This window comes from Paraburkholderia fynbosensis (assembly GCF_902859935.1).
GTDB classification, from domain to species: Bacteria; Pseudomonadota; Gammaproteobacteria; order Burkholderiales; family Burkholderiaceae; genus Paraburkholderia; species Paraburkholderia fynbosensis.
Window position 1 is genome coordinate 79,943 of sequence record NZ_CADIKI010000018.1, and the last position, 24,263, is coordinate 104,205.

The window sequence follows — 24,263 nt, forward strand, 5'->3', positions numbered from 1 at the left end:
AGCACCCCGTGTCATTCTGCGTATTCCGGTACGGTCTGCTCTTGCGGCACCGTGCGCTTGCGGCGGTCGAACCACGGGTACAGGGACGGCAGCACCAGCAAGGTCAGCAGCGTGGCCGATACCAGTCCACCGATCACCACCGTGGCGAGTGGCCGTTGAACTTCCGCGCCAGAACTCGTGGAAAAAGCCATAGGCAGGAAGCCCAGACTCGCGACAGTCGCCGTCATCAGCACGGGACGCAGCCGCGTCAAGGCAGCCTGCCGCGCAGCCTCGATAGCGCCAAGGCCGCTCGCCCGCTTCTCGACGATGTAGCTGACCAGCACGACCCCGTTCAACACCGCAATGCCGAACAGCGCGATGAAGCCGACGGCAGCCGAAATGCTGAACGGCAGGCCGCGAGTCCAGAGCGCCAGGATCCCGCCGATTGCCGCAAACGGCACGTTGAAGAAGATGAGTGCCGCGAGGCTCACGCTGTCGAACATCAGATAAAGCAGGACGAAGATCACCGCCAGGGCGACGGGCACGACCACGTAGAGCCGCGACATCGCCTCCTGCAGATTCTTGAAGCTGCCGTTCCAGGACAGGCTGTACCCGGGCGGAAGCTTGACCTGCGTGGCCACGGCATGTTGTGCAGCGAGTACGAACCCGGCCAGATCGCGGCCGCGCACGTTGGCCTGCACCATGATCACGCGCTGCCCCTCTTCGCGCTCGATCGTCGAAGGACCGGGCTCCATCCGGATGTCGGCAACTTCGGCGAGCGGCACGGCCTTGCCCACGCCGTTGCTTACGCGTAGCGCGCCGATTCGCGCCACATCCGTGCGGTCTTGCGGCGTCAGACGAACGCGTATGTCGAAGCGGCCATCGTTATTCGAAATCGAGCCAACGGTGCGGCCTCCGAGCGCCTGCACCACGTCGAGCACCTGGCTCGCATTGAGGCCATAGCGCGCCACCGCATCCCGGTTCACGATGATGCGCAAGTACGGCTGGCCGATCGTCTGTTGCGCCTGCACGTCGGCGGCTCCCGGCACGCGAGCGATCACGCTCGCGATACGCTGCGCGGTATCGTGCAACGCGTCGAGGTCGTTGCCGTGAATCATCACGGCTACATCCGCCTGCACGCCCGCCAGCATGTCGTCCATGCGCATCTGGATCGGCTGGGCCCAATCGAGCGTGAGACCGGGAACCGCGCGATTGAGCGCATCCGAATACGCTTCGACCAGTCCCTCCTGGGTCTGCGCGGTCTTCCACTCCGATTTCGGCTTGAGCATGATGAAGGTGTCGCTTTGCTCGACACCCATCGGATCGGTGGGAATCTCGGAGCTGCCCCCGAGCGTGACCGCCGACTGGACTTCGGGAAAGCGCATCAGCGTTCGCTCGACCATCGTCTGTGACTCGACCGCCGACGGCACGGAAATGCCGGGCAGCTTCGTAGTCGTGACCGTGAGCGCCCCTTCTTCCAGACGCGGCAGGAATTCCGCACCGAGGCGCGAGCCGACAACGCCCGCGAGCGCGAGCAGCAGCACGGCAAGCCCGATAGTCAACGCGGGACGATGCGCCGCGCGCGTGAGCACCGGCTCGTAGCGCCGCCGCATCCAATGGATGATGCGGCTCTCGTGTTCGGCCACCTTGCCGCGCAGCAGAAAGCTCGCGAGAACGGGCATCACCGTCAACGTGATCACGAGCGACGCGAGGAGCGCGAACACGACCGTCAACGCCATCGGGCGGAACATCTTTCCCTCGACGCCCTGCAGGCTGAGAATCGGCAGATAGACGGCAGTAATGATCAGGACCGCAAACGTGACGGGCCGCGCCACTTCGCGGGATGCCTCGAGCACGACCGCCTGCATGGGCCGCGCCGGTGCTTCCGCGCGCCGCCGTACGATGTTCTCGATCATGACCACCGCGCCGTCGACCAGCAGGCCGAAATCGATGGCGCCCAGGCTCATGAGATTGCCGGACATGCCCGCGCTGTACATGGCGATCGCCGCGGCCAGCATCGACAAAGGAATCGCCAGCGCGACGAGCAGGCCGGCGCGCACATTGCCGAGCAAGAGCAGCAGCACGGCAATCACGAGCACGGCGCCTTCGACCATGTTGTGAGCAACCGTGTGCAGCACGCGGTTCATCAGGTCGGCGCGGTTGTAGTACGGTGCGATTTCGACGCCGGGTGGCAGCGTCGTGTTGATTTCCTTGACGGCGTCCTGAACCCGCTGCGCGACGATACGCGTGTTCTGCCCGAGTCCCATCAGAACGACGCCGACAACGGCTTCGCCTTGGCCATCGCGCGTGACTGCGCCCAGCCGGGGCATCGGCGCCTCGACGACGCGCGCGACATTGCGAACATAAAGCGGCGTGCCATCCGGCTCGGTGCGCAACACGATGTTGCCGATGTCGGTCGCGTTGCGAAGCAGCCCTTCGCCGCGAATGATGGCTTCCCCGCCGTTATGCTCGATGGTCGCGCCGCCGGTTGCGCCGTTGTTCATCTGCACGGCATTGAAGATGTCGGCGGTCGAAAGGCCGTAGCGCGTGAGCGCGTCGTCCGCCACCTGCACTTCGTAGGTCTTCAGTTCGCCGCCATTGACGTTGACGTCGACCACGCCCGGCACTTCGCGGAATTTCGGCGCGATCTGCCAGTCGAGCAGCGTTCGCAGCGTCATCAGCGATTGCCCGTGGCCACGCACCTGAAATTGATAGATCTCGCTCAGGCCATCCGACAGCGGTCCCATCTGAGGCGAATTTGTACCGGGCGGAAGCTGCACCGTCTGCAGGCGCTCGCCGATCAGATTGCGATCCTGATAGATGTTCGAGCCGTCGGCAAAGCGCACGTAGATGACCGACAGGCCATAACGGGAAATGGAGCGCAGCGCCTGCATGCCGGGCAACCCTTGCAGGGCAAGTTCGACGGGCGCGGTGATCGAGCGTTCGATATCGACCGGAGCGAGCCCCGGCGCTTGCGTCGTCACGAGCACCTGGACCGGCGAGATATCGGGCTGCGCATCGAATGGCAGTCGCTGCATGCTGGCGAGCCCAAAGGCGATCAGTACGGCAACCAGGATCAGTACCATGGCGCGATTCTTCAGCGCCGCATCGACAATCTTCGTAATCATGACCTGCTCTCGCGGTTCAGCCTTCGTCGGGAATGGTGGTTTGCATCAGCGCGGCCTTCAGCCAGTAACTGCCGTCGGCGACCACCGGCGTTCCGGCCTTGACCCCGCTCACGATCTCCGTCATGCCGCTCTCGGCCACGCCGGTACGGACCGTACGCGGGAGGAAGTGACCCTGACCCGCAGGCACGAATACGACCGTCTGCCCGTTCACGTCCTGTAATGCGGAATCGGGCACCAGCACGGAATCGTGGCCGAGCGGCGCCGCGATACTTGCCGTGGCGAACAGGTTGGCGCGCAGCAGCCCGCCGGGGTTCGGCACTTGGCAACGCACCGTGACCGTGCCCGTATTCGGATCGGCCTGATCGGCGACGTCGATGACGCGTCCGTTGAACGGCTGGTTCGGATAGGCATCGACGTTCACCGCGACCGTCTGACCCGCGTGCACGGCAGCGGCGTCGTGTTCCGGCACGCTGACTTGCAGCCACACGGTCGACAGATCCGTCACCGTGACGAGCGACTGCGACGTATCGACGATGTTGCCGGCGGCCGTACTCACCGCCGTGACGACACCGTCGAAGGGCGCGACCACGGCACCGAGCGAGTCGCGCGGACTCAATGCGGCAAGGGTGCGCATCTCGCCGTTTGCCTTCGCGGCGGCATCAATCGGCATCAATCGTTGTGTCATGCCGCGCCATTTCTGCAGATCCGCTTGCCGGGAGCGCAGCGTGGCATCGGCATTGGCCGCGATTGCGCGACGGCGCTCGAGTTCGCTTTGCGCAATGCCGCCGGCGTCGACCAACTCAGTGCCGCGCGCGAGTGCGGCGTGTGCCGCGTCGGCTGCGGCCGTCGCATCGGCGAGCGCGGCTTGCGCGCTGGCTAGCTGGCTGCGCACATCAGAAAGGTCGAACTCGTCGAGCACGGCAAGTCGCTGCCCCGCACGCACGTGGTCGCCAACCGCGACGTCGACGGCCTCGATCCGACCTCTGGAGGGGGAACTCAGTTGTGCGAGCTGTTTGCCGTTGAAGGCGATCACGCCGGGCGCGGTGATGGTCCGCACGCCAGGGCGAAGCGCCGCGTCGGCGATCTGCAGATGCAGGTTCGAGAGCGCCTCGGGCGCCAGGTCGACGGCGCTGGAAACGGTAGGCGTACTGCTCGCTGCCACTGACGTGGAAGATTCAGCCGCTACGGGTGCGGCCGCTGCCCGCGTGGTCCGCGAATGAATCGCGAAGGCGCCGCACAGAACGATCAAGCCGGCCCCGGCGACGGATGCATACAGGCGTCTCTGGCACTTGGTTTTCAATGAGTCCCTCGCAGAATCGAATTGACCTGACACTCTCGAAGACCGAGGACTTGAGGTCCTCGATCGCATGGTGTCAATTATCGAAATCTGCGGCTGATACACACATGGCGGCTAAATGTCATTTTTGACATTGAGACTGACGACGTGCGACGTAGAAGAGGAGAACGGGCTGCGGCGCGCCGTACTTTAGACGAGAGCCGGAAAATACAGCGTAAACACCGTGCGGCCTGCGCGGCTCAGCACTTCGACCTTGCCTCGGTGCGATTCCATGATCGCTTTGACGATCGCAAGACCGAGGCCGGTATTCTTCGCCGATCCCTCGCGGGCAGCATTGACGCGATAAAAGCGTTCGAAGATCTTATCGATATGTTCGGGCGGAATGCTGTCGCCGTTATTGATGACCTGCACGGCCACATACTCTCCCGAGCGGAACGCTCGTAGCGCGACTTCGGACGCGGTTCCGGCATGCTCCAGTGCATTCGATAGCAGATTGCTGACAGCACGCCTGAACAGCGTCGGATCGGCTCGCACTTGCACGGGCCCATCGATGAAAAACCGAATGCTCTTATTCTCCGCGACGGCATCGAAAAATGCGGTGAGTTTGGCGAATTCGCTTTCACAGTCGAGCGACCCTGGCTTGAGTTGCTGTCTGGCATGATCCGCCCTCGCGAGAAACAGCATGGTCTCGATCATGCGCTGCAGTCGCTCGCACTCCTCGATATTCGACTCGATGAGCGTCTCGTACTCATCAATCGTGCGCGGCCTGGACAGCGTGATTTGCGAGGAACTGATGATATTCGCGAGCGGCGTGCGCATGTCGTGCGCCAAATCCGACGAGAACTGCGACAGGCGCGTGAAGGCCCGCTCGAGCCGGTCGAGCATGCGATTGACCGGAACAGCTATGTCGTGAAGCTCGACGGGGCCACCGCCGATCTGCAGACGATTGTCCAGATTGTGCGCCTCGATACTGGAAATGCGAGCACCGATCGTTTTCACAGGCGCGAGACCCCGTTTCGCGATCGCATAACCGAGTAAGCCCATCAGCAGCGAACCGCCGACGAGCACGAGCAATAGGTCCTCCTGAAAAGCGCGCAGCACCGAGCGCCGTACATGAGCCGCGTGCGCGAGCACGATCTGGATCGTCTCCCCGGACGACAGCTTTTCTCGCCCCACAACGCAGCGGGCAGCCCCGACGACCGGCGGATTGCACGTGAACGGACCAGATTCGGCGTCTTTGCCCAGCCCGGATGCCAGACGCTGGCCGCGTCCCCCCGTGTACACCAACAGTTCACCATGCCCGCCGGATATCGCGAAAGACACCGCGGGATGTGAAAGCAGCGCCTCCTGAAATACTGCACCGTTTTGCGCGACCGATACCGCGCTGCCCAATGTGCGAGCCTGCTCCATGAACTCCTGAAGCTTCACGGCAATTTCGCTGTCGTCGCGGCGTCGCAGTTCGAGCGAGAGCGTATGGTAGAGAAGGCCGCCGGCGAGCGAGAGGACCAGGATGGCAAGAATCGAAAACGCGAGCGCGAGCCGCTTCAGCAGTGAATATGGCGCGCCGGCCGCTATCACGCCCTGTCCTCCAGCACATAGCCCATGCCGCGAACCGTATGCAGCAGCTTGTTTTCGAACGGGCTGTCGATCTTCGTGCGCAGACGCTTGACCGCGACGTCCACGATATTGGTGTCGCTGTCGAAGTTGATATCCCACACGTGCGAAGTCACGAAAGCCCGCGTCAGCACTTCGCCCTGGCGTTCGGTGAGCAACTTCAACAGTGCAAACTCCTGAGCCGTCAATTCGATGCGCACATTGCCGCGCCGCACGCGCCGCCTGACCAGATCGATCTCCATGTCGGAGACACACAGAACAGTGACCGACGACTGCGCCGGCCTTCGCAGCAGCGCACGGACCCGGGCCAGCAATTCGGCGTAGGCGAACGGTTTGGACAGGTAGTCGTCCGCACCGGACTCGAGCCCGACGACTTTGTCCTGGACCGTGTCGCGAGCCGTCAACAGCAGTACCGGCGTATGTTTTTTCTCCCGTATGCGCTTGAGGACTTCGAGCCCGTCGAGTTCGGGCAGCATCACGTCAAGCAGAATCAGATCGTAGTCTTCACTAAGCGCAAGAAAGAGGCCCTCCTTGCCATCAAGGGCGGTATCCGCCTGGAAGCTCGCTTCCATGAGCCCCTTGCGGAGATAGGAAGCCATTTTCGGCTCGTCCTCGATAATGAGTATTCGCATGGTGCTGCAACCTGTCGTTCAATTAGCGCGGTTCAAAAAAAAAGCCGGCGGCATCGTGCGTCCAACTCACGCGGTCCGCTCGGAGTGCAGATGAAAGCGAATCTGCGTGAGCGATTCGCATACCTGCCACAGGCGCTGGGCAGTCAATTCATCCATGGCGTGCTTCGCGACACTCGCTTCGCCGATCCTGCGCCCGCGTGCCTCGAGGAAACCTTGCGGCCCGTAATAGCCGCCGTCATCGACGTGAGGCGACGTCGCCGCGAAGAGCGTCGGCAGCGCGCCGGCGGATTCGCTGTTCAGCGCAACGCTGATAACGCGGCCAGCGAGGCTGCGAGCAGCACGTGAGAGCGCGCAACGATCGCCGGAACGAAACAGATTGGTGTTCGCGACCCCGGGGTGGGCGGCTACAGACATGATTCGGGAATTCGCCGCGCGCAGTCGGCGGTCGAGCTCAAAGGCGAACATCAAATTCGCCAGCTTCGACTGGCGATATGACTGCATCGGCGAATAATGCTTCTCCGACTGCAGATCGTCGAAATCAATTCTCCCCCGCTTGTGCGCGATGGAAGCTATCGTCACAATGCGTGGCCGGTCAGGCGATTCAGCCGCGGCAAGTTCAAGAGCGGGCATGAGCAGCGCCGTGAGTGCGTAATGGCCAAGCATATTGGTGCCGAACTGCAGCTCGAAGCCGTCGGTGGTCTCAAGACGTTTCGGCGGCGCCCAGACGCCGGCATTGTTCACCAGAATATCAATGCGGCGTTGCTCCGTGAGCTCTTTCTGCGCGAACGACCGGACGGACGCGAAGGAAGCGAGATCGAGAATCGCCAGTTCTGCGCGTGCTCCCGGAACTTCGGCTTTCAGACGGGCGAGAGCTTCTTCTGCGCGTCGTTTATCGCGGCATGCCAGGATGACCTGTGCCTCTTTGCGCGCCAGCGTCAATGCGGCGTGATAGCCGATGCCGCTATTCGCTCCCGTGATGAGCACTCGCTTGCCGGTCCGGGGCGCCATGTCGTCGGTGGTCCACTGTGTGTGCATGTTGGTCCGGGGCGGCGTGAAGATCGAATGCGTGAAGCCGAGACTACCACGGTGGCGTGCCAAAAACATATTTGGCGACGATCATGCCAGGAGCCGACCCGACATGGAGACTCGCGACAATATTAATTGATCTTCGAGTACTGCATCGATTGCTGTTTGCTCGCCCAGTCAGTCTCGAGTGGACTGTCATTATCGGAATTCGGTCGTTAACACGACATGGCTGCTGGATGACGTTTCAGTCATTTCGAAGCGTCACTGGAAGTCCGACGAGCGACCCCGCTTCAATGTACACGACCGGCGGCGCGCTGCGCTCACGAGTAGCTGCCGGTGAGCGAAAGCGCCGGGTTGCGCGCAGTTGCATCGCGCTGCTGTGGGCCCGCCGATTTCAGATCCGAATCGCGTTCGACGTCGACGGAAAACAGATTGACCGCGCTAAGCAGAGTCTGCGCTTGCCTGTTCAAAGCGTCCGCGGCAGCACCCGATTGCTGGACCAACGCAACATTCTGTTGCGTACCATGCTCCAGGCTCGCGATCATCTCCCGGACCTCGCCGATATGAAGCGTCTGTTGCTGACACGCGTCGTGGATTTCGCTCATGATGCCCGTGACGCGCGCCGACGAATCAACGACCGCCGAGATCGTCGAGCCCGCGGCATCAACCTGGGTGGCGCCGTCTTTCACGCGAGCGTCGCTCGCTACGATCAGTTGCCGGACCTCCTTCGCCGCTTCTGCGCTACGTTGCGCGAGCAGCCTGACCTCGCCGGCCACCACGGCAAAACCGCGTCCCTGGCTACCGGCACGCGCGGCCTCGACCGCCGCATTCAGCGCGAGGATGTTGGTCTGGAACGCGATCCCGTCGATGACCGAGATGATCTCCGCGATGCGCGCCGACGACGCCCTTATCCCATGCATCGTCTCCACTACCCGGCCGACTGCCATGCCCCCTTGCCCAGCCGTTTCCGAGGCGTGCCTGGCAAGCTCGTCCGCGTGCCCCGCGTTCGCAGTGTTGGTGGCCACGCTCGCATCGAACTCCTTGAGCGCGCCGGTGGCCTGCTCGAGCGCGCTGGCCTGGAGCTCGGTGCGCGCGCCAAGATCGGCATTGCCGGCGGCAATCGCGTGACTCATGCCGGCGACTGCATCGGCGCCATCGCGCACCTGTCCCACGATGTCTGCGAGCGCTTCTCTCATCCGCACGACAGTCGCCATCACGCTGGCCGTATCGCCGGTGCGCAACCCGGCGCGCTGGGAAAGATCGCCGCGCCGGATCGCATCGGCGAACGCGATCAGCTCACGCGGCTCCGCGCCGAGCGAGCGGCCGATGTTGCGCACGACAAGCACCGCAACGCCAACACCGATCACGCACGCAAGTCCGGTTAGCGCAAGCATCATCCAGCGGAAATCGACGCTTATCTGGCGTGCCTCGGCACCGCCCTGCCGGTTCAGCGCTTCCTGAAAGTCGATCAACTGGTTGATTGCCGCGAGCCACTCGACCAGCGCGGGGCGCGCTTGCTGAAGCAGCACGGTGCGCGCCCCTTCGGTGTCGCCGGAGGTTTGCCGTGCAATCACCTCGTCGATAAACGGCGTGGCCTTGTTGCCCGCATCGATCACGCGCGAATAGATAACGCGCTCGGCTGGGCTGATGTCGGTGCGCTGCGCGTAGACGGCGGCAAGCGGCTTCGCCGCCTCGTCATAATCCGCGGCGAGTTGCCGGATATGCGCGACGACGGCCGGCAGCTCTTCATGCGATACGAGAGTGACATCGCGCACGGCGATTGACCGGTCATGGACGCTGCCGCGGAAGTTGATGGCGTACCGTTCTTTGACGCCGTTGACGTCGATGATCTGATCGAGTCGTTGCCGCACGGACTCGACGCGCGTGATGGCGATGACTGTCAGCGCAACGAGAGCGACGAGGACAATGCCGAAGCCGGCAACCAACTGGGTGCGGACACGCAAACCCGCCGTAGTCCTCATGGATTCACCTTTTTCGTGAGAGATGCATTATTTCTTGCGCGTGTCTCGTCTGTTTCGAAGACGACGGCCGCGGACAGCGTGCTATGACTCGCGGCCTGACATAGCGGCCGAAACGCCACCAGGACGCGCGATGGCATTGTGCCGAGGCGCAGGCCGTTCGGGAAATTGGTTTGCCTCATGGCGACGATTGCGAACAGTTATGACGCAGCCGCCATGCGCAAAGCCAAACACAGCTCGAACGGGAGACGGCGCAGACACAATGAACAGCCCCCTAGGGCCCTGCACGGCAATGCAGCCCAATTTCGCCGGATTATATCGTCGCTTGACGATTTGCGCTGGAGACGACATAGACGGTCGCAGCGATAATACCGGCGAACCACCCCGCGCCGACTCGCAATGCGTTACAGCGCAGGCAGCAGGCTCGGCAGGCTCGTCAGGAAGGCGCGCACGTGCATGGCAATCACCGCTTCGGCGGGCGTGCTGTTTTCGTTCGAATAGATGCGGCGGCGAATCGCCAGATGAGACACGGCGCCATGTAACAGCCACCCCACTTCGCCCAGTTGAGCCGGGTCGACAGGCATGCGTAGACCCAGTTCATGCGCGGTCTCAGTGACGATGATTTCGAGCGCATGGCTGACGATCGCGTTCGTATAGGCCGGCGCCGTGCGCAGGCCCTCGAGCGACGAGTAAAGGAAAAGCCTCAGCCAGCGGCGCGTCAGGAGCGTGTCATAGTATTCGCGATAAAAGCGGTTGAGTCGGCTTTCAATCGGCACACTTCGGTCTTGCAACTGAACAAACCAGATTGCGTCGAAGATTCCGACGACTTCCCGCTTGTAGACTTCGTCAATCAAAGCGGCCTTGCTCGGGAACAGGCTATATAACAAGCGTTGCGATACGCCGCAGGCTTGCGCGATGGCGCGGGTCTGCGCGCCCAGACCATGCTCCGCGAAGTACTCCGCGGCCTTCTCCAGCACGCGCGCCTGACGCTCTGCGCGCGGCAAACGCTGCTGCGCTTTTTTCATCGGGCGCTTCACCGCGACGCGCTCGGCGCCGGTTCCACGGTTCGGCTTCTCGATAGTCCCTTTATTCTTCATAACTCCCTGCGCTGTCGGATTATCGCTGATGTCATCAGATGACGACTTATATTTTTTCATACAAGTATACACGCAGGCAGCGTGACTGGAAGCCGGCGTGGCGGCGCCCATACTGGCCTGCCCAGCCAATGGCGGCCCGCCAGGAACGCTCTCTTTAGCAAGCCTGAAGCACGTTGATGACGCGGCTCACGAGCAACGGGCGCGTATTGTGTCCATATTCGGCCATATGCGTTGAGGCCCCATGCGCCCTCAACGCTTCAGCGCTCTGCCAGCGCTCGATGACAGCGAACGTATCTTTGCCGAGCGGTGTCTGAAGCGTCCCGAACTCCGGTACGTCGATGACGGCCTCGTAGCTGATGCACCCCTCTTCGGCCAACACCGCTGGACGGTTCTGGTTGAAAAGTGCCAACACGGCCTCGCGTTGACCGGGCTGGGTAGTGATTGTGGCAATGACATGGATCATCTGGGTACTTCTCCTTTCCTTTTTCGGCGCCGATCGCCGCGTGAAATCATAGCCGCGTTTACGTACGCTTGCCGATAGGTTCTCATCAAGTTAGAGCGCAACGCTCCTGCCTATCTGAACATGACACCGGCGTAATGAACAGGTCAGCCTCGCGTCACCCCATCTGCGGACAATACACGTTACTCACCGTTGCGGCGGTGGCGCGGCGACACCCGAGGCTCCATTCATCGCGTGTGAAGCTGACTATATTTAACTTGACAGGTATTTCACCATGAAGACTCTGATCTATGCAGCGTTGGTTGCCAACGCACTCGCCGTCCCGGCAGTCTCTTTCGCACAGGACTCTACTGCCCCGCTGACGCGTGCCGAAGTGCGCGCCGACCTGGTGCAAATGGAACAGGCCGGGTATCGCCCGGGCCTCAAGGATCTGCACTATCCCACCGATGTTCAGGCTGCGGAGGCACGTATCCATGCGCAGGATGCCACGACGCCGGGCAGCACGGCGGTCGGCGGAGTGTCGATGAACGGCTCATCGCAGTCGGGTGCGCCGTCGACGACCGCAGGGACTCACTCGATCTACTTTGGTCACTGATGGTGTCGATCGGCACTGAATACGGCCCCTAGGTCCGGGGCCGCATCGCGTGGCTTGCGCAACGGCTGCCAGCGGTCGTTGGACGCATCGCGCTCGCCTGTTTTGTCACGGCCCTGGCGAAGCCCCATTTGAACCCCGCGTTGCTGCGGCTCAACGCTTTGAAGGCACGCTGTCAGCATTCTTCTTCACACCTTCGTGCGCATGTCATTCGTGAATTGTCGCTTGACTGTGCCCTTAAGGCGATTTTCACGGAGGTGAGTGACGATCGTTCTGAACGATGTGCGTCATAACGCGATGACCTCGTCTTCAGAATGGAGTCAATCTTTTGAATGCCGTCTGAAAGGAGGCACGAGAACCCTTAATGGCCTCTCAAACAATTGGTAATAAAAATCTCTAACGCTTTAATCTTCGTTGGAAATTACGCTAGTTCGCCTCCGCCTGAACCTTGCCGAGCATCATTCCATCCAGCATGGACAAGCTTTTCCCGATATGCGCAGGCAGAAAGAAATTGACTCGCCCGGCATTCAAACGTTGCCGGAATGCTATTTCGTGGTCTGCAGGAATCCGGAGCGTTGTGTACATTCGCACTCTGGTTGCGTTTGGGAACACCCGACATAGGTCACAAAGCAACCATCCTCGTTGCGAACATCTTCCTGCGCCAGATCTCTGCAAGATGCTCTTGCGTTTCCCCCAAGCCCTGGAATTCTCATGCTCGGTCTAGTTCGTATCGCGCTCCGACGACCTTACACTTTCGTCGTTCTGGCAATCTTCATCCTCATCATCGGGCCACTGGCGGCGATGAAGACGCCCACCGACATTTTCCCCGATATCAGAATCCCGGTGATCAGCGTGGTGTGGCAATACACCGGGCTGCCGCCCGACCAGATGGTCGGCCGGATCACGTCGCCGTTCGAACGCACGCTGACTACCACCGTGAACGATGTGGAACACATCGAGGCGGAATCGGTCGCCGGTTTCGGGATCATCAAGATCTTCTTCCAGCCGGGCGTGAATATCAGCACGGCGAACGCGCAAGTAACCGCGGTCGCGCAGACTCAGTTGAGGCAGTTGCCCGCGGGCACTACGCCGCCGCTGATCCTCAATTACAACGCGTCGACCGTGCCAATCATCCAGTTGGCGCTGTCGGGCAAGGGACTGTCCGAGCAGAGGCTGGGCGACCTCGGTCTGAATGCGGTGCGTCCCGTTCTGACGACTGTCGCCGGTGCGTCGGTTCCCTACCCGTTCGGCGGCAAGACGCGCCAAGTGCAGATCGATATTGATCCTGCGGCACTGCAGGCGCGCGGTTTGTCCGCACAGGACGTCGCCAATGCGCTGGCGGGTCAGAACCTGATCACGCCGGTCGGCACGGAAAAGATCGGCGACTACGAATACACGCTGCAACTCAACAATGCGCCGTCGGAAATCAAGGCCCTCGGCGATCTACCGGTCAAGGCCGCCAATGGCACGACGGTCACGATTCGTGACATTGCGAATGTTCGCGACGGCAGTCCGCCGCAAACCAATATCGTCCATGTGAACGGCCGGCGCTCGGTGCTGATGTCGGTACTCAAGAACGGCTCGGTTTCGACGCTCGGGATCATCTCCGGCATCAAGCAGCAAATCGCCAACGGGAAAGCGTCGTGGCCCGATAACCTGAATGTCGAACCGATCGGCGACCAGTCGATCTTCGTGCGCGCAGCCATCACCGGTGTGGCACGTGAAGGCGTGATCGCGGCCGTGCTCACCAGCCTGATGATTCTGCTGTTCCTCGGCAGCTGGCGTTCGACGATCATCATCGCAACCTCGATCCCACTGGCCATTCTCGGCTCGATCGCCACGCTCTCCGCACTCTGCGAGACCTTGAACATCATGACGCTCGGCGGTCTCGCTTTAGCGGTGGGGATTCTTGTCGACGATGCGACCGTGACGATCGAGAACATCAACTGGCACCTCGAGCACGGCAAGGAGGTGGAGACCGCTATCCTCGATGGCGCCGCGCAGATCGTCACACCCGCATTCGTTTCCCTGCTGTGCATCTGCATCGTGTTCGTGCCGATGTTCTTCCTGAACGGCGTGGCGCGCTTCCTGTTCGTGCCGATGGCGGAGGCCGTCATTTTCGCGATGATCTCGTCGTTCATCCTCTCGAGAACCCTCGTGCCGACAATGGCCAAATACCTGCTGAAACCGCATGCGCAGGGTGGGCATGCGGATGAGGCGCAGCGTCCAGGTCCGCTCGGACGCTTCCAGCGGGGCTTCGAAGCGCGCTTTGAAAAGGTGCGTGGCGTGTATCACGGGTTACTCGAACTCGCGCTGAACCATCGGCGTCCGTTCGTCAGTTGCTTCCTCGGCTTCGTCGCGCTCTCGTTCGCCCTTGCGCCCTTGCTCGGCCGCGACTTCTTCCCGGCGGTCGATGCCGGGCAGATCCTGATGCATGTGCGCGCACCAGTCGGGGTTCGCGTCGAAAAGACCGCGCAGATATTCGCGAATGTCGAAGGCGCGATCCGCCAGATCATCCCGCCGTCCGACCTCGGTACGGTGGTCGACAATATGGGTCTGCCGGTCAGCGGCATCAATACCGCTTACAACAACACCGGGACGGTCGGTTCGCAGGACGGCGACATCCAGATTGCGCTGAACGAAGGACATCGTCCGACCGACGGGTATGTCCGCATGATGCGTGAAAGATTGCCGCGGGAATTCCCGGGGGTCACGTTCTCTTTCCCACCGGCGGACATCATCGGCCAGATCCTTAACTTCGGCTCGCCGGCGCCGATCGACCTGCAGATCCGCGGCAACAATCTGAACGCCGACTACGCGTATGCAGACCGTTTGCTGCGCGCGGTACGCGACGTGCCCGGCGTGGTCGATGCACGGATCGCGCAGTCGCACGGCAATCCCACCTTCAACGTCGATGTCGACCGCACGCGCGCACAGTTGCTCGGCATCACCGAGCGCGATGTGACGAACAGCATGGTGGTGAATCTCGCAGGTTCGAGCCAGGTGGCGCCCACGTACTGGCTGAACAACGCGAACGGCGTGTCGTATCCGATCGTGATGCAAACGCCGCAATACAGTCTCGATTCACTGGCAGCATTGCAAAATCTGCCGATCACCGCCAGCGGCGGAGGCACCGCCCAGATCCTCGGTGGTCTGGCAACCGTCGAGCGCACCACCAGCAGTGAAGTCGTCAGCCAATACAACATCCAGCCCATAGTCGAGATCTTCGCGACCACCCAGGACCGCGATCTCGGCGCGGTGTCGGCCGATATCCAGCGCATCGTGCACCAGAACGCCAGCACCTTGCCGAAGGGCTCGCGTGTTGCGCTGCTGGGGCAGGTGCAGACGATGAACAGCGCCTTTGCCGGCATGTTGTTCGGCCTGCTTGGCGCAGTCGTGCTGATCTATCTGCTGATCGTCGTCAATTTCCAGTCGTGGGCCGATCCGTTCGTGATCGTGAGCGCATTGCCGGCGGCATTGGCGGGCATCGTCTGGATGCTGTTCGCGACGCACACGACGCTCTCCGTACCCGCACTCACTGGCGCGATCATGTGCATGGGGGTGGCGACCGCCAATTCGATTCTGGTCGTCAGCTTCTGCCGCGAACGTCTTGCCGTCCATGGCGATCCGTTCAAGGCGGCGCTCGAAGCGGGCTTTACGCGCTTTCGCCCGGTGCTCATGACCGCGCTATCCATGATCATCGGCATGGCGCCGATGGCGCTCGCCCTCGGCGAAGGCGGTGAGCAAAACGCGCCGCTCGGCCGCGCCGTGATCGGCGGCTTGATGTTTGCCACCACGGCTTCGCTGTTCCTGGTCCCCGTCATCTTCTGTATCGTTCACGCGCGCCCCGGGCGCGCGGCGACCCCAGCATCCGTCCCGGGAGATCCCGCCTATGTCGTCTGAATCCGCTTTCCCCACTAACACGCCATCGCGCCGTCCGCTTCGGGTTGCGGGCGTGATCGGCCTGCTGGTCGCCTTAGGCATCGTCGTTGGCGGTGTCGCGCTGCGAGCCGTCGACGCCCGCAAGCTGAAAACCTGGACGGAGGCTCAGGCCATACCGACAGTCAATCTGATCCAGCCCATGCGCGATCCCAACGGTCCTTCACTGCAACTGCCCGGCCGGCTCGAAGCGTTTACACGGGCGCCGATTTTCGCGCAGGTCAGCGGCTATCTGAAATCATGGAACGTCGATATTGGCGCGCCGGTCAAGGCGGGTCAGGTGCTCGCCGAAATCGAAACACCCGAGCTCGATCAGCAGCTCCTTCAGGCACGCGCCGATCTGCAGAGTGCGCAGGCGAATGCCGTCGTAGCGGGTACGACGGCGAAGCGCTGGGAGGCGCTAAGCGGCACCGATTCCGTGGCCCAGCAGGACGTCGACCAACGCATTGCCGATTACACCGCGAAGGAGGCGATCGTGGCGGCCGCGAAGGCCAACGTCGATCGCCTCGTCGCGACGAAGGCCTTCGCGCGGATCGTCGCGCCGTTCGACGGCATGGTAACCGCGCGCGACACCGACGTTGGCGCGCTGGTGAACGCGGGTAGCGGCGGCGTCGGCCAGGAGCTGTTCGCGGTCTCCGAGGTCAAGCAGTTGCGTGTGTATGTTCAGGTACCGCAGAACTACGCTCCGGCGATCCACGATGGCACGACCGCGACCTTGACCGTTCCCGAGTACGCCGACCAGCAGTTCACCGCGCGCGTGATTGCAGCGGCAGACTCCGTCAATTCGAGTTCGGGGACGACGCTCGTTCAGTTGCTGGTCGACAATGCCAACGGCAAGCTGCTGCCTGGCGGTTTCGCCAGCCTGAAATTCACGTTGCCCGCGTCCGCCGATTCACTTCGGGTGCCGGCTAGCGCGCTCGTGTTCGATAGCCGCGGCGTCGTGGTCGCCACGCTCGGTGCGAACGGTCACGTACTGTTCAAGCAGGTGAAGATCGACCGCGATCTGGGCGACTCGGTGGAGATCGGCTCGGGACTCGCCGCCAGCGATCGCGTGATCGATACGCCGCCCGACGGACTCGCCGACGGCGACGGCGTGCAGGTTGCGCCGGCCACTGACAGGAAGGCGGCCGCACATGGTTAAGCCTGGACGGGTCGCGCTTTTAACGGGCGTTCTGGCGCTCTCCGCCTGCTCGCTCGCGCCGCAATATCAGGTGCCTTCGGCGCCGGTAGCAGCACAATACAAAACCGTTGGTCCCTGGACGGCCGCTCAGCCCGCCGACCGGATAGACCGTAACGGCTGGTGGAAAATATACGGCGACGCGCAACTCGACGATCTCGAAGCGCGTCTGCTGGCAAACAACACCGATCTGCGCGCTGCGTACGCGCACTATGCGCAAGCGCAGGCTTTCGTCGCGCAGGTCGCGTCGGGACTGTATCCGACCATCAGCGCAAGCGCCGTGCCGCAGCGCGTTCGCCAGTCCGACAACCGGCCGTTGCGCGTGGGCGGCCCGAACGACTACAACTCCGTCACGCTCGGCGCCGAAGCCAATTACGACCTCGACCTGTGGGGTCGCGTGCGTGACTCCGTGGTGGCCGGCAAGGATGAGGCTCAGGCGACCAAAGCCGATCTGGCTTCCGTGAAACTGAGCCTGCAAGTGGCACTCGCGGACAATTACATCAGTTTGCGGGGCCTCGACCAGCAGACCGAGCTGCTGAACGAGACGGTCATGGCGTATGCGAAAGCGCTGCAACTCACGCAGACGCTGCATGACAGCGGCATCGTGGCGGGCCTCGACGTTTCGCGGGCTCAAACACAATTGTCGTCGGCGAAGTCCCAGTTGTCGCAGAATCTCGCGCAACGAGCGCTCATCGAACACGCGATTGCCGTGCTGGTCGGCACTTCCGCGTCCGAATTCAGCCTGCCGCAGCAGACTGCCGCCATCGCGTTGCCAGCGATTCCGACCGGCCTGCCCTCGACGCTGCTGCAACGTCGCCCCGACGTCGCTGCAGCGGAGCGCCGGGTTGCCGAGGCCAACGCAAAGATTGGCGTCGCGCGCGCGGCCTATTTCCCGGACATCACGCTGAGCTTACAGGGCGGTGTGCAAAGCGCCGCCTATGCCGGACTGGTTAGCGCGCCCAATCTGTTCTGGGCGATTGGCCCGCAGCTCGTGCAATACGTCTTCGACGGCGGTTACCGCCGTGCGCAGCTCGACGCCGCGAAGGCGGCAACCGAGGAAGCCGGAGACCGCTACCGCGGCGTGGTTCTGTCGGCATTCCAGCAGGTCGAGGACAACCTTTCGCTGCTGTCGTATCTCGGTACCGCGCTCGGCGAGCAAAAGGATGCCGCGAATGCCGCGCAGTACTCGGTCGATCTGGCGTTGCGCCAATATCGCCAGGGCACTGTAGGTTATCTCAATGTCGTGCAGGCGCAGACCGTCGCACTCGAAGCACAACGCAGCGTGCTCGATATCCAGACACGCCAGCTCAGTGCCAACGTGCAACTGCTGCATGCACTGGGCGGCGGATGGTCGAGCGATGAACTCGCCCAAGTGGCTGCCACGCCGGCACTCGTCGCGACAACGATGGCGCACGGCTCAAATCGAAGGCCTGCACAGGGCGCAACCGGGAGGGTGACAGATCAACAGATTCTTCATTGACGAGGTGTTGACGGGCATCGCAAGTGGACGCCATTCGTCGTCGATGCGCATCGAGGGTGATCGCCATGCTGAAGCTGGCGGCCCCGACACTGCTTCATGTCGTGGCAGCCCACAGGTTGCCGTCGGTGTCGCAGCACAAGCCACCCACCCGGCGCGCCGTGCTCGCCGCGGTCGACAAAGATGCGGCCGTTGACGAGGCGCCGGCCATCCTCGACGTCGTACACCCGGATGCGTGTTGGCGCGGATTCGGACTCGACCATGTAGAGGCGGCTTTCATCCGGCGAGAGACAAAGGCCGTTCGGATTGGCGATGTCGCCAGCGACGATCTCTGCTTCGCCGGGGCGGCCGTCAGTCGTTCTTCTGGATATACGCTGCGAACGCCTGCGCGTAATCCGGATGCCAGCGCGACAGCGCCGGGCGATTCTCCACAATATCTCCCGCAGCCCAAAGGATGCGTCGCTCGTCGAGGGAGCGAGGCACATCGTTGTCGGGGCACAGAATGTAGAAATCGCCAGCATCCAGTCGCTCAAGCATGAAATCGACAGTCTGCTCGGGCGTCCAGGCGGCGGCCGGCTTCTCGGTACGACCTTGAGCGGCAAGCTCCGTAAACACAAAGCCGGGGATCAGCAAATGCGCGCTGATCCGGCACCCTGGCGTATTGCGCAACTCGTGCTGCAGTGCTTCGGTAAACGCCTTGAGGCCGGCCTTGGAGACGTTATAAGCCGGGTCGCCGGGCGGCGTCGTGATGCCCTGCTTCGAACCGGTGTTAATGACGAGGCCCGGGCGTCCGCGCGCGATCATCGCGGGCACGAAGGTCTGAGTGCCATGAATGACACCCCACAGGTTGACGTCGAGCACCCGCTCCCAGTTAGCGGCCGCGCCGAACATGGCGCTACCCGGTTGAATCCCCGCATTGTTCATGAGGATATCCGTGCCGCCGAAGCGATCCCGAACCGCTGCTTCGAGGCGGACCAGGTCTTCGAGGCGGCTGACGTCCGTCTCGACGGCCAGCACCTCCTTCGCGCCTTCAGCAGCCACGCTGGCAATCGCCTGCTTCGCGTTCGCCAGGCGGTCCTCACCCAGATCCGCAATGCACACGCGAAGCCCAAGCTGCGCGAACCGCTTCGCCGCAGCGAGTCCAATGCCGGCAGCGCCGCCTGTCACGACGGCAACGGCTCCCGGAGTGAAAGTAAAGTCTGTCATCGATAGTCCTTTCTGATTCGTCATAAAAACGTCAGCTCGCCACCCCACAAGCGGCCCGCCAAACCGCACGTGCTCGATAGGTCGCGCGGCCGGAAAATTCACCACTCACTTCAGTCCATCGGGCAAAACGGCACTGGCGACAGAAACACCGATTCCTGATGGACAAGATACGGCAGAATGCGCGGCGTGAAAGCTTGCCAGCGTGGATCGGCTGCGAGTTTCGCGCGCTGCGCTGCCCGATGCGCGTAGTCCTCATAGCCCCAGCAGAACACGATCGAGTTCAACGTGCCTGAGTCCTTCGTCCAGCAACCCTTGAGCCGGGCGTACTGACTGATGATCCCGAGCCCTTCGCGCTCGTAGATGTCCAGGAACTCACCTGCCTTTCCTGCCGTTATCTGATACGTACGCATTTCTACCAGCATGATTCCCTCTGTTTCGCTCGGTACTCTCTCACAGCACGGCGCCGTCAGACCGCGTGGCTTTCGACGTGCGCCTTCAGCGCGCTGAAGAACTCGTCAAGATTCTTGCTCGCGGCGGACTGGATCAGGCGCGACCCCACGCTCATCAGCTTCCCGCCAATTTCGACGTCAGCGTCGTACGCCAGCACGGTCGTATCGCCCTGCGCTTCGAGTTGCACGCGCGCCGTGACTTTGGCAAAACCCAGCGCACCCGCACTGCCCACACCGGCAATCGTATAGGCCTTGGGCGGATCGAGATCCGACAATTCGACGTTGCTTTTGAAGGTCGCCGTCATCGGGCCGACGCGAATCTGCACGGTCGATTCGAAATGCAGGTCGTCGAGCCTCTTCAGCGCTTTGCAGCCAGGCAGGCATGCTTCGAGTACGACGGGATCGTTCAATGCACGCCATGCGGCTTCAGCGGGCACGGGCAGGATGGTTTGATCTGTCAGCTTCATCGCCGCGGCTCAGCGCTCGTAGAGTTTGAACAGCGCCTGCGTGCCGTTGCGCGCGCAGCCCCGCTCGGCCAACTCCTGGTACATTACGCGCACCAACTCCAGACCCGGCAATTGACGCCCCATGTTCCCTGCTTCCTCGTGCGCAATCCGCATGTCCTTGATGAAATGCTCGATGAAGAAACCGGGTGCAAAATCGCCCTTGGCGATGCGCGGCCCCAGGTTGTTCAGCTGGAATCCACCCGCCGCGCCTCCGCCAATCGCGCTCAGTACGGTGTCGGCATCCAGGCCGGCGCTGTGCGCATAGGCGAGCCCTTCGCACACACCCATAATCGTCGACGCAATGACGATCTGATTGCACAGCTTCGTGTGCTGACCCGCACCCGGCCCGCCTTGCAGGACGATGTTGGTGCCGAGGCAGCGCAACATCGGTTCCACGCGTGCGAGCACAGCGCTTGCGCCGCCGACCATGATCGACAGACGCCCTTCGCGCGCACCGATGTCGCCGCCCGATACCGGCGCATCCAGCATGTGCACCCCGCGCTCAGCGGCGTGCGCGGCCAATTCTTCAGCCAGTTTTGGACTCGACGTCGTCATGTCGACCAGCACCGCATCGCGCCGCGCATGCGCGATCAGACCGTCGCCGCCGAGATAGAGTGCGCGGACGTCCGCGGGTGTGCCGACAATCGTGAACACGACGTCCGATACTTCGGCGAGCGCCCGCGGGGTCGCTTGCCAGCGCGCGCCGGCTTCGATGAGCGGCTCAGCCTTCGCACGCGTACGGTTATAGACATGCAGCGGATAGCCGGCGGCGGCGAGCCGCGAGGCCATCGAGAAACCCATGATGCCAAGGCCGATAAAGCCAATCGCGGGTTTGCCTGTAGATTGATTCATGATGGTTGGTCCGTTCAGAGTTTGTCGCGCAGCAAGTCGCGCAATAACATGGGAGTCAGTGGATGACGGTCGGCAACGACGCCAAATGGCGCAAGCGCATCATTGACCGCGTTGGTCAATGCGCCGATCGCTCCCATCACCCCGCCTTCGGCCATCCCCTTGATGCCGGCCGCCGTCGACTTGCCAGGCGTATGCAGCGGGATGATCTCGAGGTTGGGCAATTCAGTCGAAGTGGCGATCAGGTAGTCGGCGAGTGATCCGGTCACGTTCTGTCCTGAGGCGTCGTAACGCATATGCTCGAACAGCGCGCCCGACAGTCCCATCGCCACGGCGCCATGCTGCTGCCCTTCCACCACGGTGGGATTGAGCAGCGTGCCGCAGTCTTCCGCGACGACGTAACGCGCGATGCGGATTGCACCGGTCAAGACGTCCACCTCGATCTCGCATCCGTGAGCCGCATTCGAATAGGTCATGGCCGGAGGGTCGTAAGTCAGGTGAAATTCGAGGCCCGGCGTCAAACCTTGCGGCAACGCGGTGGGATCCAGGTACGCACGCCGGGCCACGTCGGCGAGGGTCAAACCTGTGTCGGTCCACTCATCCGCGCGACGACGCTCGATTCTCGCGTCGATCAGGCGCAGCGACTGCTCGTCAGGCAAACCAAGGCAACCGGCGGCGATCGCGAGCACCTTGCGGCGTGCATCGAGTGCGCACAGGTAAAGCGCGCCGCCGCCTGCCGTGCCGCTGCGGGCGCCACGACTGCCCATACCGTATGGGGCGATATCGGTGTGGCCCATATGAATGCGCACACTCGACGGCGGCACGCCCAGACCCTCCGCCACCGCATTGGCCATCGCGCTTTCGTAGCCCTGGCCGCTGGGCCCGAGACCGACCGACGCGTTCACCACCCCGCCTGGTTCGATACGGATCCAGCTTGCTTCGTGCCCCGAACCGGGAATTCCCGCGGCCTTATAGAAGCGCGAACCATACGTGGTCGGTTCCACCACGTTGCACAGGCCAAGCCCCAGGTAATGGCCCGCTGCGCGCGCCGCCTGCTGGCGCTCGCGAAAGCCCGCGTAATCGAGCGCTGACAGCAAGGCCTCGAACGTCTGGGTCGGCGTGATGTCGTCCAGACATTCTCCCGTAGCAGTGCGGTACGGCAGTTCTGCCGGACCCAGCAGGTTGCGTCGGCGTACCTCCACCGGGTCGAGTTCCAGTTCCCGCGCGATTGCGTCCAGCGTGCCGTCCATCACCCAGCTGGTGATGGACATCGGCGCGCGCATCGGCGCATTGCCACATTTATGACTGAGCACGACCTTCACATCAAAGGCGTAGTCCTGCAGCCGGTACGGTCCGCTCAGGATCATCGCAACGACGCGCGCCAGATAGTTGGCGGGAAAGAAGCAATAGGCGCCAAAGTCTTCGCGGAGTTCGAGTTCGAGAGCGAGCAGCGTGCCGCGCTCATCGACCGCCGCGCGGGTGCGGCAGAAGTCCTCACGCGAATTGGCGGCGGCCGTCAGGTTCTCGAGGCGATCCTCACGCCAGCGCACGGGCCGTTTCAAATGGCGCGCCAGCGCAGCAACGGTCAACTCTTCGCGGTACAAGGCAATTTTCTGTCCGAACGCTCCGCCGACATCGGGCGAAATCACGGTCACCTGGGACTCGTCGAGCTTGAGGCGCTGCGCCAGTTGAGTGCGCAAAGGATGTGGCACTTGCGTTCCGATATGGAACGTCAGGTGGTTCCGTCCGGCGTCCCAGACCGCTGCACAGCCGCGGGTTTCGATCGGCACATGAGTCTGGCGCTGCTGCTGGAAGGTTGCTTCGACTATCCGGAAAGCCCGGGTGTTGGCGCGTTCAGGATCGCCATGCACGTAGGTCTGGTGCGAGACCAGGTTGCCTGGCACGGCCGGGTCGACTTGCGCCGCGTTGGGCTCCAGCGCCTGCCACATGTCTGTCACCACGGGCAGCGGCTCGAACTCGACGAGCACCTGCTCCGCGGCGTCTTCAGCGAGGTACCGGTCCGTCGCGACGACGCAAGCCACCAGATCGCCCTGAAAACGCACTGTGTCCACTGGCATCGCCGCAAATTCGACGGGCTTCAGTCCTTCGACGGGTGGCGCGATACGGAACGGTGTAGTCCACTGCGCGAGCTCCAGGCCCGTGATGACGGATACGACGCCGGGCATCGCGGCGGCGCCGTGAATATCGATGGAGACGATCCGCGCATGCGCGTGCGGCGAGCGGACAAAGCACACGTGAAGGGCACCGGGTATCTCGATGTCGTCGAGATACCGTCCGTAGCCTGTCAGCAGCCGATAGTCTTCAGTGCGAGGCGTCGCTTTGTTGAGGTAACGAAACGTCTGCTCAGACATCGACCGTCTCCGCGCGCATTCGCTCGGCCGCGAGCAGGATCGCCCGCACGATGTTCTGATATCCGGTACAGCGGCACAGATTGCCCGACAGCACCTCGCGCACCTGGGCCTCGGATGGCCACGGGTTCTCGCGCAGGTACGCTTCAAATGTCATGACGATGCCGGGCGTGCAGAAGCCGCACTGCAGACCGTGGCACTCATGCAGCGCCTGCTGGAGCGGCGACAGACGACCGTCTTGCGCGACCGCCTCGATGGTCGTGATCTGCGCTTCATCCATTTGCACGGCGTAAGCCAGACATGAGCGTGCCGGGCGGCCATCGATCAACACGGTGCATGCGCCGCACACACCGTGCTCGCATCCGACATGCGTGCCCGTCAGCCGGCAATCTTCGCGCAGCACATCGGACAATAGCTTGCGAGGCTCGCAATGCACTTCATGGCGCGCGCCGTTCACACTCAGATAAATTGCTGTCTTTTCCATGAA

19 protein-coding genes are annotated in these 24,263 nt (G+C 62.6%); 4 read left to right on the forward strand and 15 right to left on the reverse strand.

Features of this window, described 5'->3' with window-relative positions; translation table 11 throughout:
- Nucleotides 1-11 precede the first annotated feature (11 nt).
- The 8 genes from HV770_RS26465 to HV770_RS26500 all read right to left on the reverse strand — a co-directional run bounded on the left by HV770_RS26465 (nucleotide 12) and on the right by HV770_RS26500 (nucleotide 11,215).
- Nucleotides 12-3,107 (reverse strand): efflux RND transporter permease subunit, encoded by a 3,096-nt coding sequence (locus HV770_RS26465; RefSeq protein ID WP_175164555.1) that lies wholly within the window; start codon nucleotides 3,105-3,107, stop codon nucleotides 12-14.
- Nucleotides 3,108-3,123: 16 nt separating this feature from the next.
- Nucleotides 3,124-4,269, reverse strand: a complete 1,146-nt coding sequence (locus HV770_RS26470; RefSeq protein WP_175164557.1) for an efflux RND transporter periplasmic adaptor subunit — start codon at nucleotides 4,267-4,269, stop codon at nucleotides 3,124-3,126.
- 324 nt (nucleotides 4,270-4,593) lie between these two features.
- Entirely contained in the window at nucleotides 4,594-5,982 is a 1,389-nt protein-coding gene (locus tag HV770_RS26475; protein WP_175164559.1) for a heavy metal sensor histidine kinase, read from the reverse strand.
- On the reverse strand, nucleotides 5,979-6,650 hold the full coding sequence (locus HV770_RS26480) for a heavy metal response regulator transcription factor (protein ID WP_175164561.1): 672 nt from the start codon (nucleotides 6,648-6,650) through the stop codon (nucleotides 5,979-5,981). The genes HV770_RS26475 and HV770_RS26480 overlap by 4 nt, the downstream gene beginning before the upstream one ends.
- A 66-nt stretch (nucleotides 6,651-6,716) precedes the next feature.
- Nucleotides 6,717-7,754, reverse strand: a complete 1,038-nt coding sequence (locus tag HV770_RS26485; RefSeq protein ID WP_246291170.1) for an oxidoreductase — start codon at nucleotides 7,752-7,754, stop codon at nucleotides 6,717-6,719.
- Nucleotides 7,755-7,996: 242 nt separating this feature from the next.
- Complete coding sequence (locus tag HV770_RS26490; RefSeq protein WP_175164563.1) at nucleotides 7,997-9,658, reverse strand: methyl-accepting chemotaxis protein; 1,662 nt, start codon at nucleotides 9,656-9,658, stop codon at nucleotides 7,997-7,999.
- A 401-nt stretch (nucleotides 9,659-10,059) separates the two neighbouring features.
- Complete coding sequence (locus HV770_RS26495; RefSeq protein WP_246291171.1) at nucleotides 10,060-10,863, reverse strand: TetR/AcrR family transcriptional regulator; 804 nt, start codon at nucleotides 10,861-10,863, stop codon at nucleotides 10,060-10,062.
- A 43-nt stretch (nucleotides 10,864-10,906) separates the two neighbouring features.
- Nucleotides 10,907-11,215 carry a putative quinol monooxygenase gene (locus HV770_RS26500; RefSeq protein ID WP_175164565.1) on the reverse strand — a complete coding sequence of 103 codons (309 nt, stop codon included), beginning with the start codon at nucleotides 11,213-11,215 and terminating at the stop codon, nucleotides 10,907-10,909.
- Nucleotides 11,216-11,486: 271 nt separating this feature from the next.
- On the opposite strand from HV770_RS26500, the gene HV770_RS26505 reads away from it, so the two are divergent.
- The 4 genes from HV770_RS26505 (at nucleotide 11,487) to HV770_RS26525 (ending at nucleotide 18,400) form a co-directional block, all read left to right on the forward strand.
- Entirely contained in the window at nucleotides 11,487-11,807 is a 321-nt protein-coding gene (locus tag HV770_RS26505; protein WP_175164567.1) for a DUF4148 domain-containing protein, read from the forward strand.
- Nucleotides 11,808-12,515: 708 nt separating this feature from the next.
- On the forward strand, nucleotides 12,516-15,707 hold the full coding sequence (locus HV770_RS26515) for an efflux RND transporter permease subunit (RefSeq protein WP_175164572.1): 3,192 nt from the start codon (nucleotides 12,516-12,518) through the stop codon (nucleotides 15,705-15,707).
- Nucleotides 15,697-16,884 (forward strand): efflux RND transporter periplasmic adaptor subunit, encoded by a 1,188-nt coding sequence (locus HV770_RS26520; RefSeq protein ID WP_175164574.1) that lies wholly within the window; start codon nucleotides 15,697-15,699, stop codon nucleotides 16,882-16,884. The genes HV770_RS26515 and HV770_RS26520 overlap by 11 nt, the downstream gene beginning before the upstream one ends.
- Nucleotides 16,877-18,400, forward strand: coding sequence for an efflux transporter outer membrane subunit (locus HV770_RS26525; protein ID WP_175164576.1), 1,524 nt, complete (start codon nucleotides 16,877-16,879; stop codon nucleotides 18,398-18,400). Before HV770_RS26520 ends, HV770_RS26525 begins: the two co-directional genes overlap by 8 nt.
- On the opposite strand, the gene HV770_RS39835 is transcribed toward HV770_RS26525, so the two are convergent.
- The 7 genes from HV770_RS39835 to HV770_RS26560 are packed head-to-tail and all read right to left on the reverse strand — an operon-like array spanning nucleotide 18,394 to nucleotide 24,260.
- Complete coding sequence (locus HV770_RS39835) at nucleotides 18,394-18,831, reverse strand: SMP-30/gluconolactonase/LRE family protein (protein ID WP_217468648.1); 438 nt, start codon at nucleotides 18,829-18,831, stop codon at nucleotides 18,394-18,396. The two genes, HV770_RS26525 and HV770_RS39835, sit on opposite strands and share 7 nt — an antisense overlap.
- On the reverse strand, nucleotides 18,749-19,708 hold the full coding sequence (locus HV770_RS26535) for an SDR family NAD(P)-dependent oxidoreductase (protein WP_246291173.1): 960 nt from the start codon (nucleotides 19,706-19,708) through the stop codon (nucleotides 18,749-18,751). Before HV770_RS26535 ends, HV770_RS39835 begins: the two co-directional genes overlap by 83 nt.
- Nucleotides 19,709-19,713: 5 nt before the next feature.
- The gene (locus HV770_RS26540) at nucleotides 19,714-20,025 is read right to left on the reverse strand and encodes an NIPSNAP family protein (protein WP_026226227.1); all 312 of its coding nucleotides are present in this window, start codon (nucleotides 20,023-20,025) and stop codon (nucleotides 19,714-19,716) included.
- A gap of 44 nt (nucleotides 20,026-20,069) precedes the next feature.
- Nucleotides 20,070-20,519, reverse strand: a complete 450-nt coding sequence (locus HV770_RS26545; RefSeq protein ID WP_175164578.1) for an SRPBCC family protein — start codon at nucleotides 20,517-20,519, stop codon at nucleotides 20,070-20,072.
- Nucleotides 20,520-20,528: 9 nt separating this feature from the next.
- The gene (locus HV770_RS26550) at nucleotides 20,529-21,410 is read right to left on the reverse strand and encodes an NAD(P)-dependent oxidoreductase (protein WP_175164580.1); all 882 of its coding nucleotides are present in this window, start codon (nucleotides 21,408-21,410) and stop codon (nucleotides 20,529-20,531) included.
- 14 nt (nucleotides 21,411-21,424) lie between these two features.
- A complete protein-coding gene (locus tag HV770_RS26555) occupies nucleotides 21,425-23,779 on the reverse strand; it encodes a xanthine dehydrogenase family protein molybdopterin-binding subunit (RefSeq protein WP_175164582.1) in 2,355 nt (784 codons plus the stop codon).
- Nucleotides 23,772-24,260, reverse strand: a complete 489-nt coding sequence (locus tag HV770_RS26560; RefSeq protein ID WP_018422844.1) for a (2Fe-2S)-binding protein — start codon at nucleotides 24,258-24,260, stop codon at nucleotides 23,772-23,774. The genes HV770_RS26555 and HV770_RS26560 overlap by 8 nt, the downstream gene beginning before the upstream one ends.
- Nucleotides 24,261-24,263 lie beyond the last annotated feature (3 nt).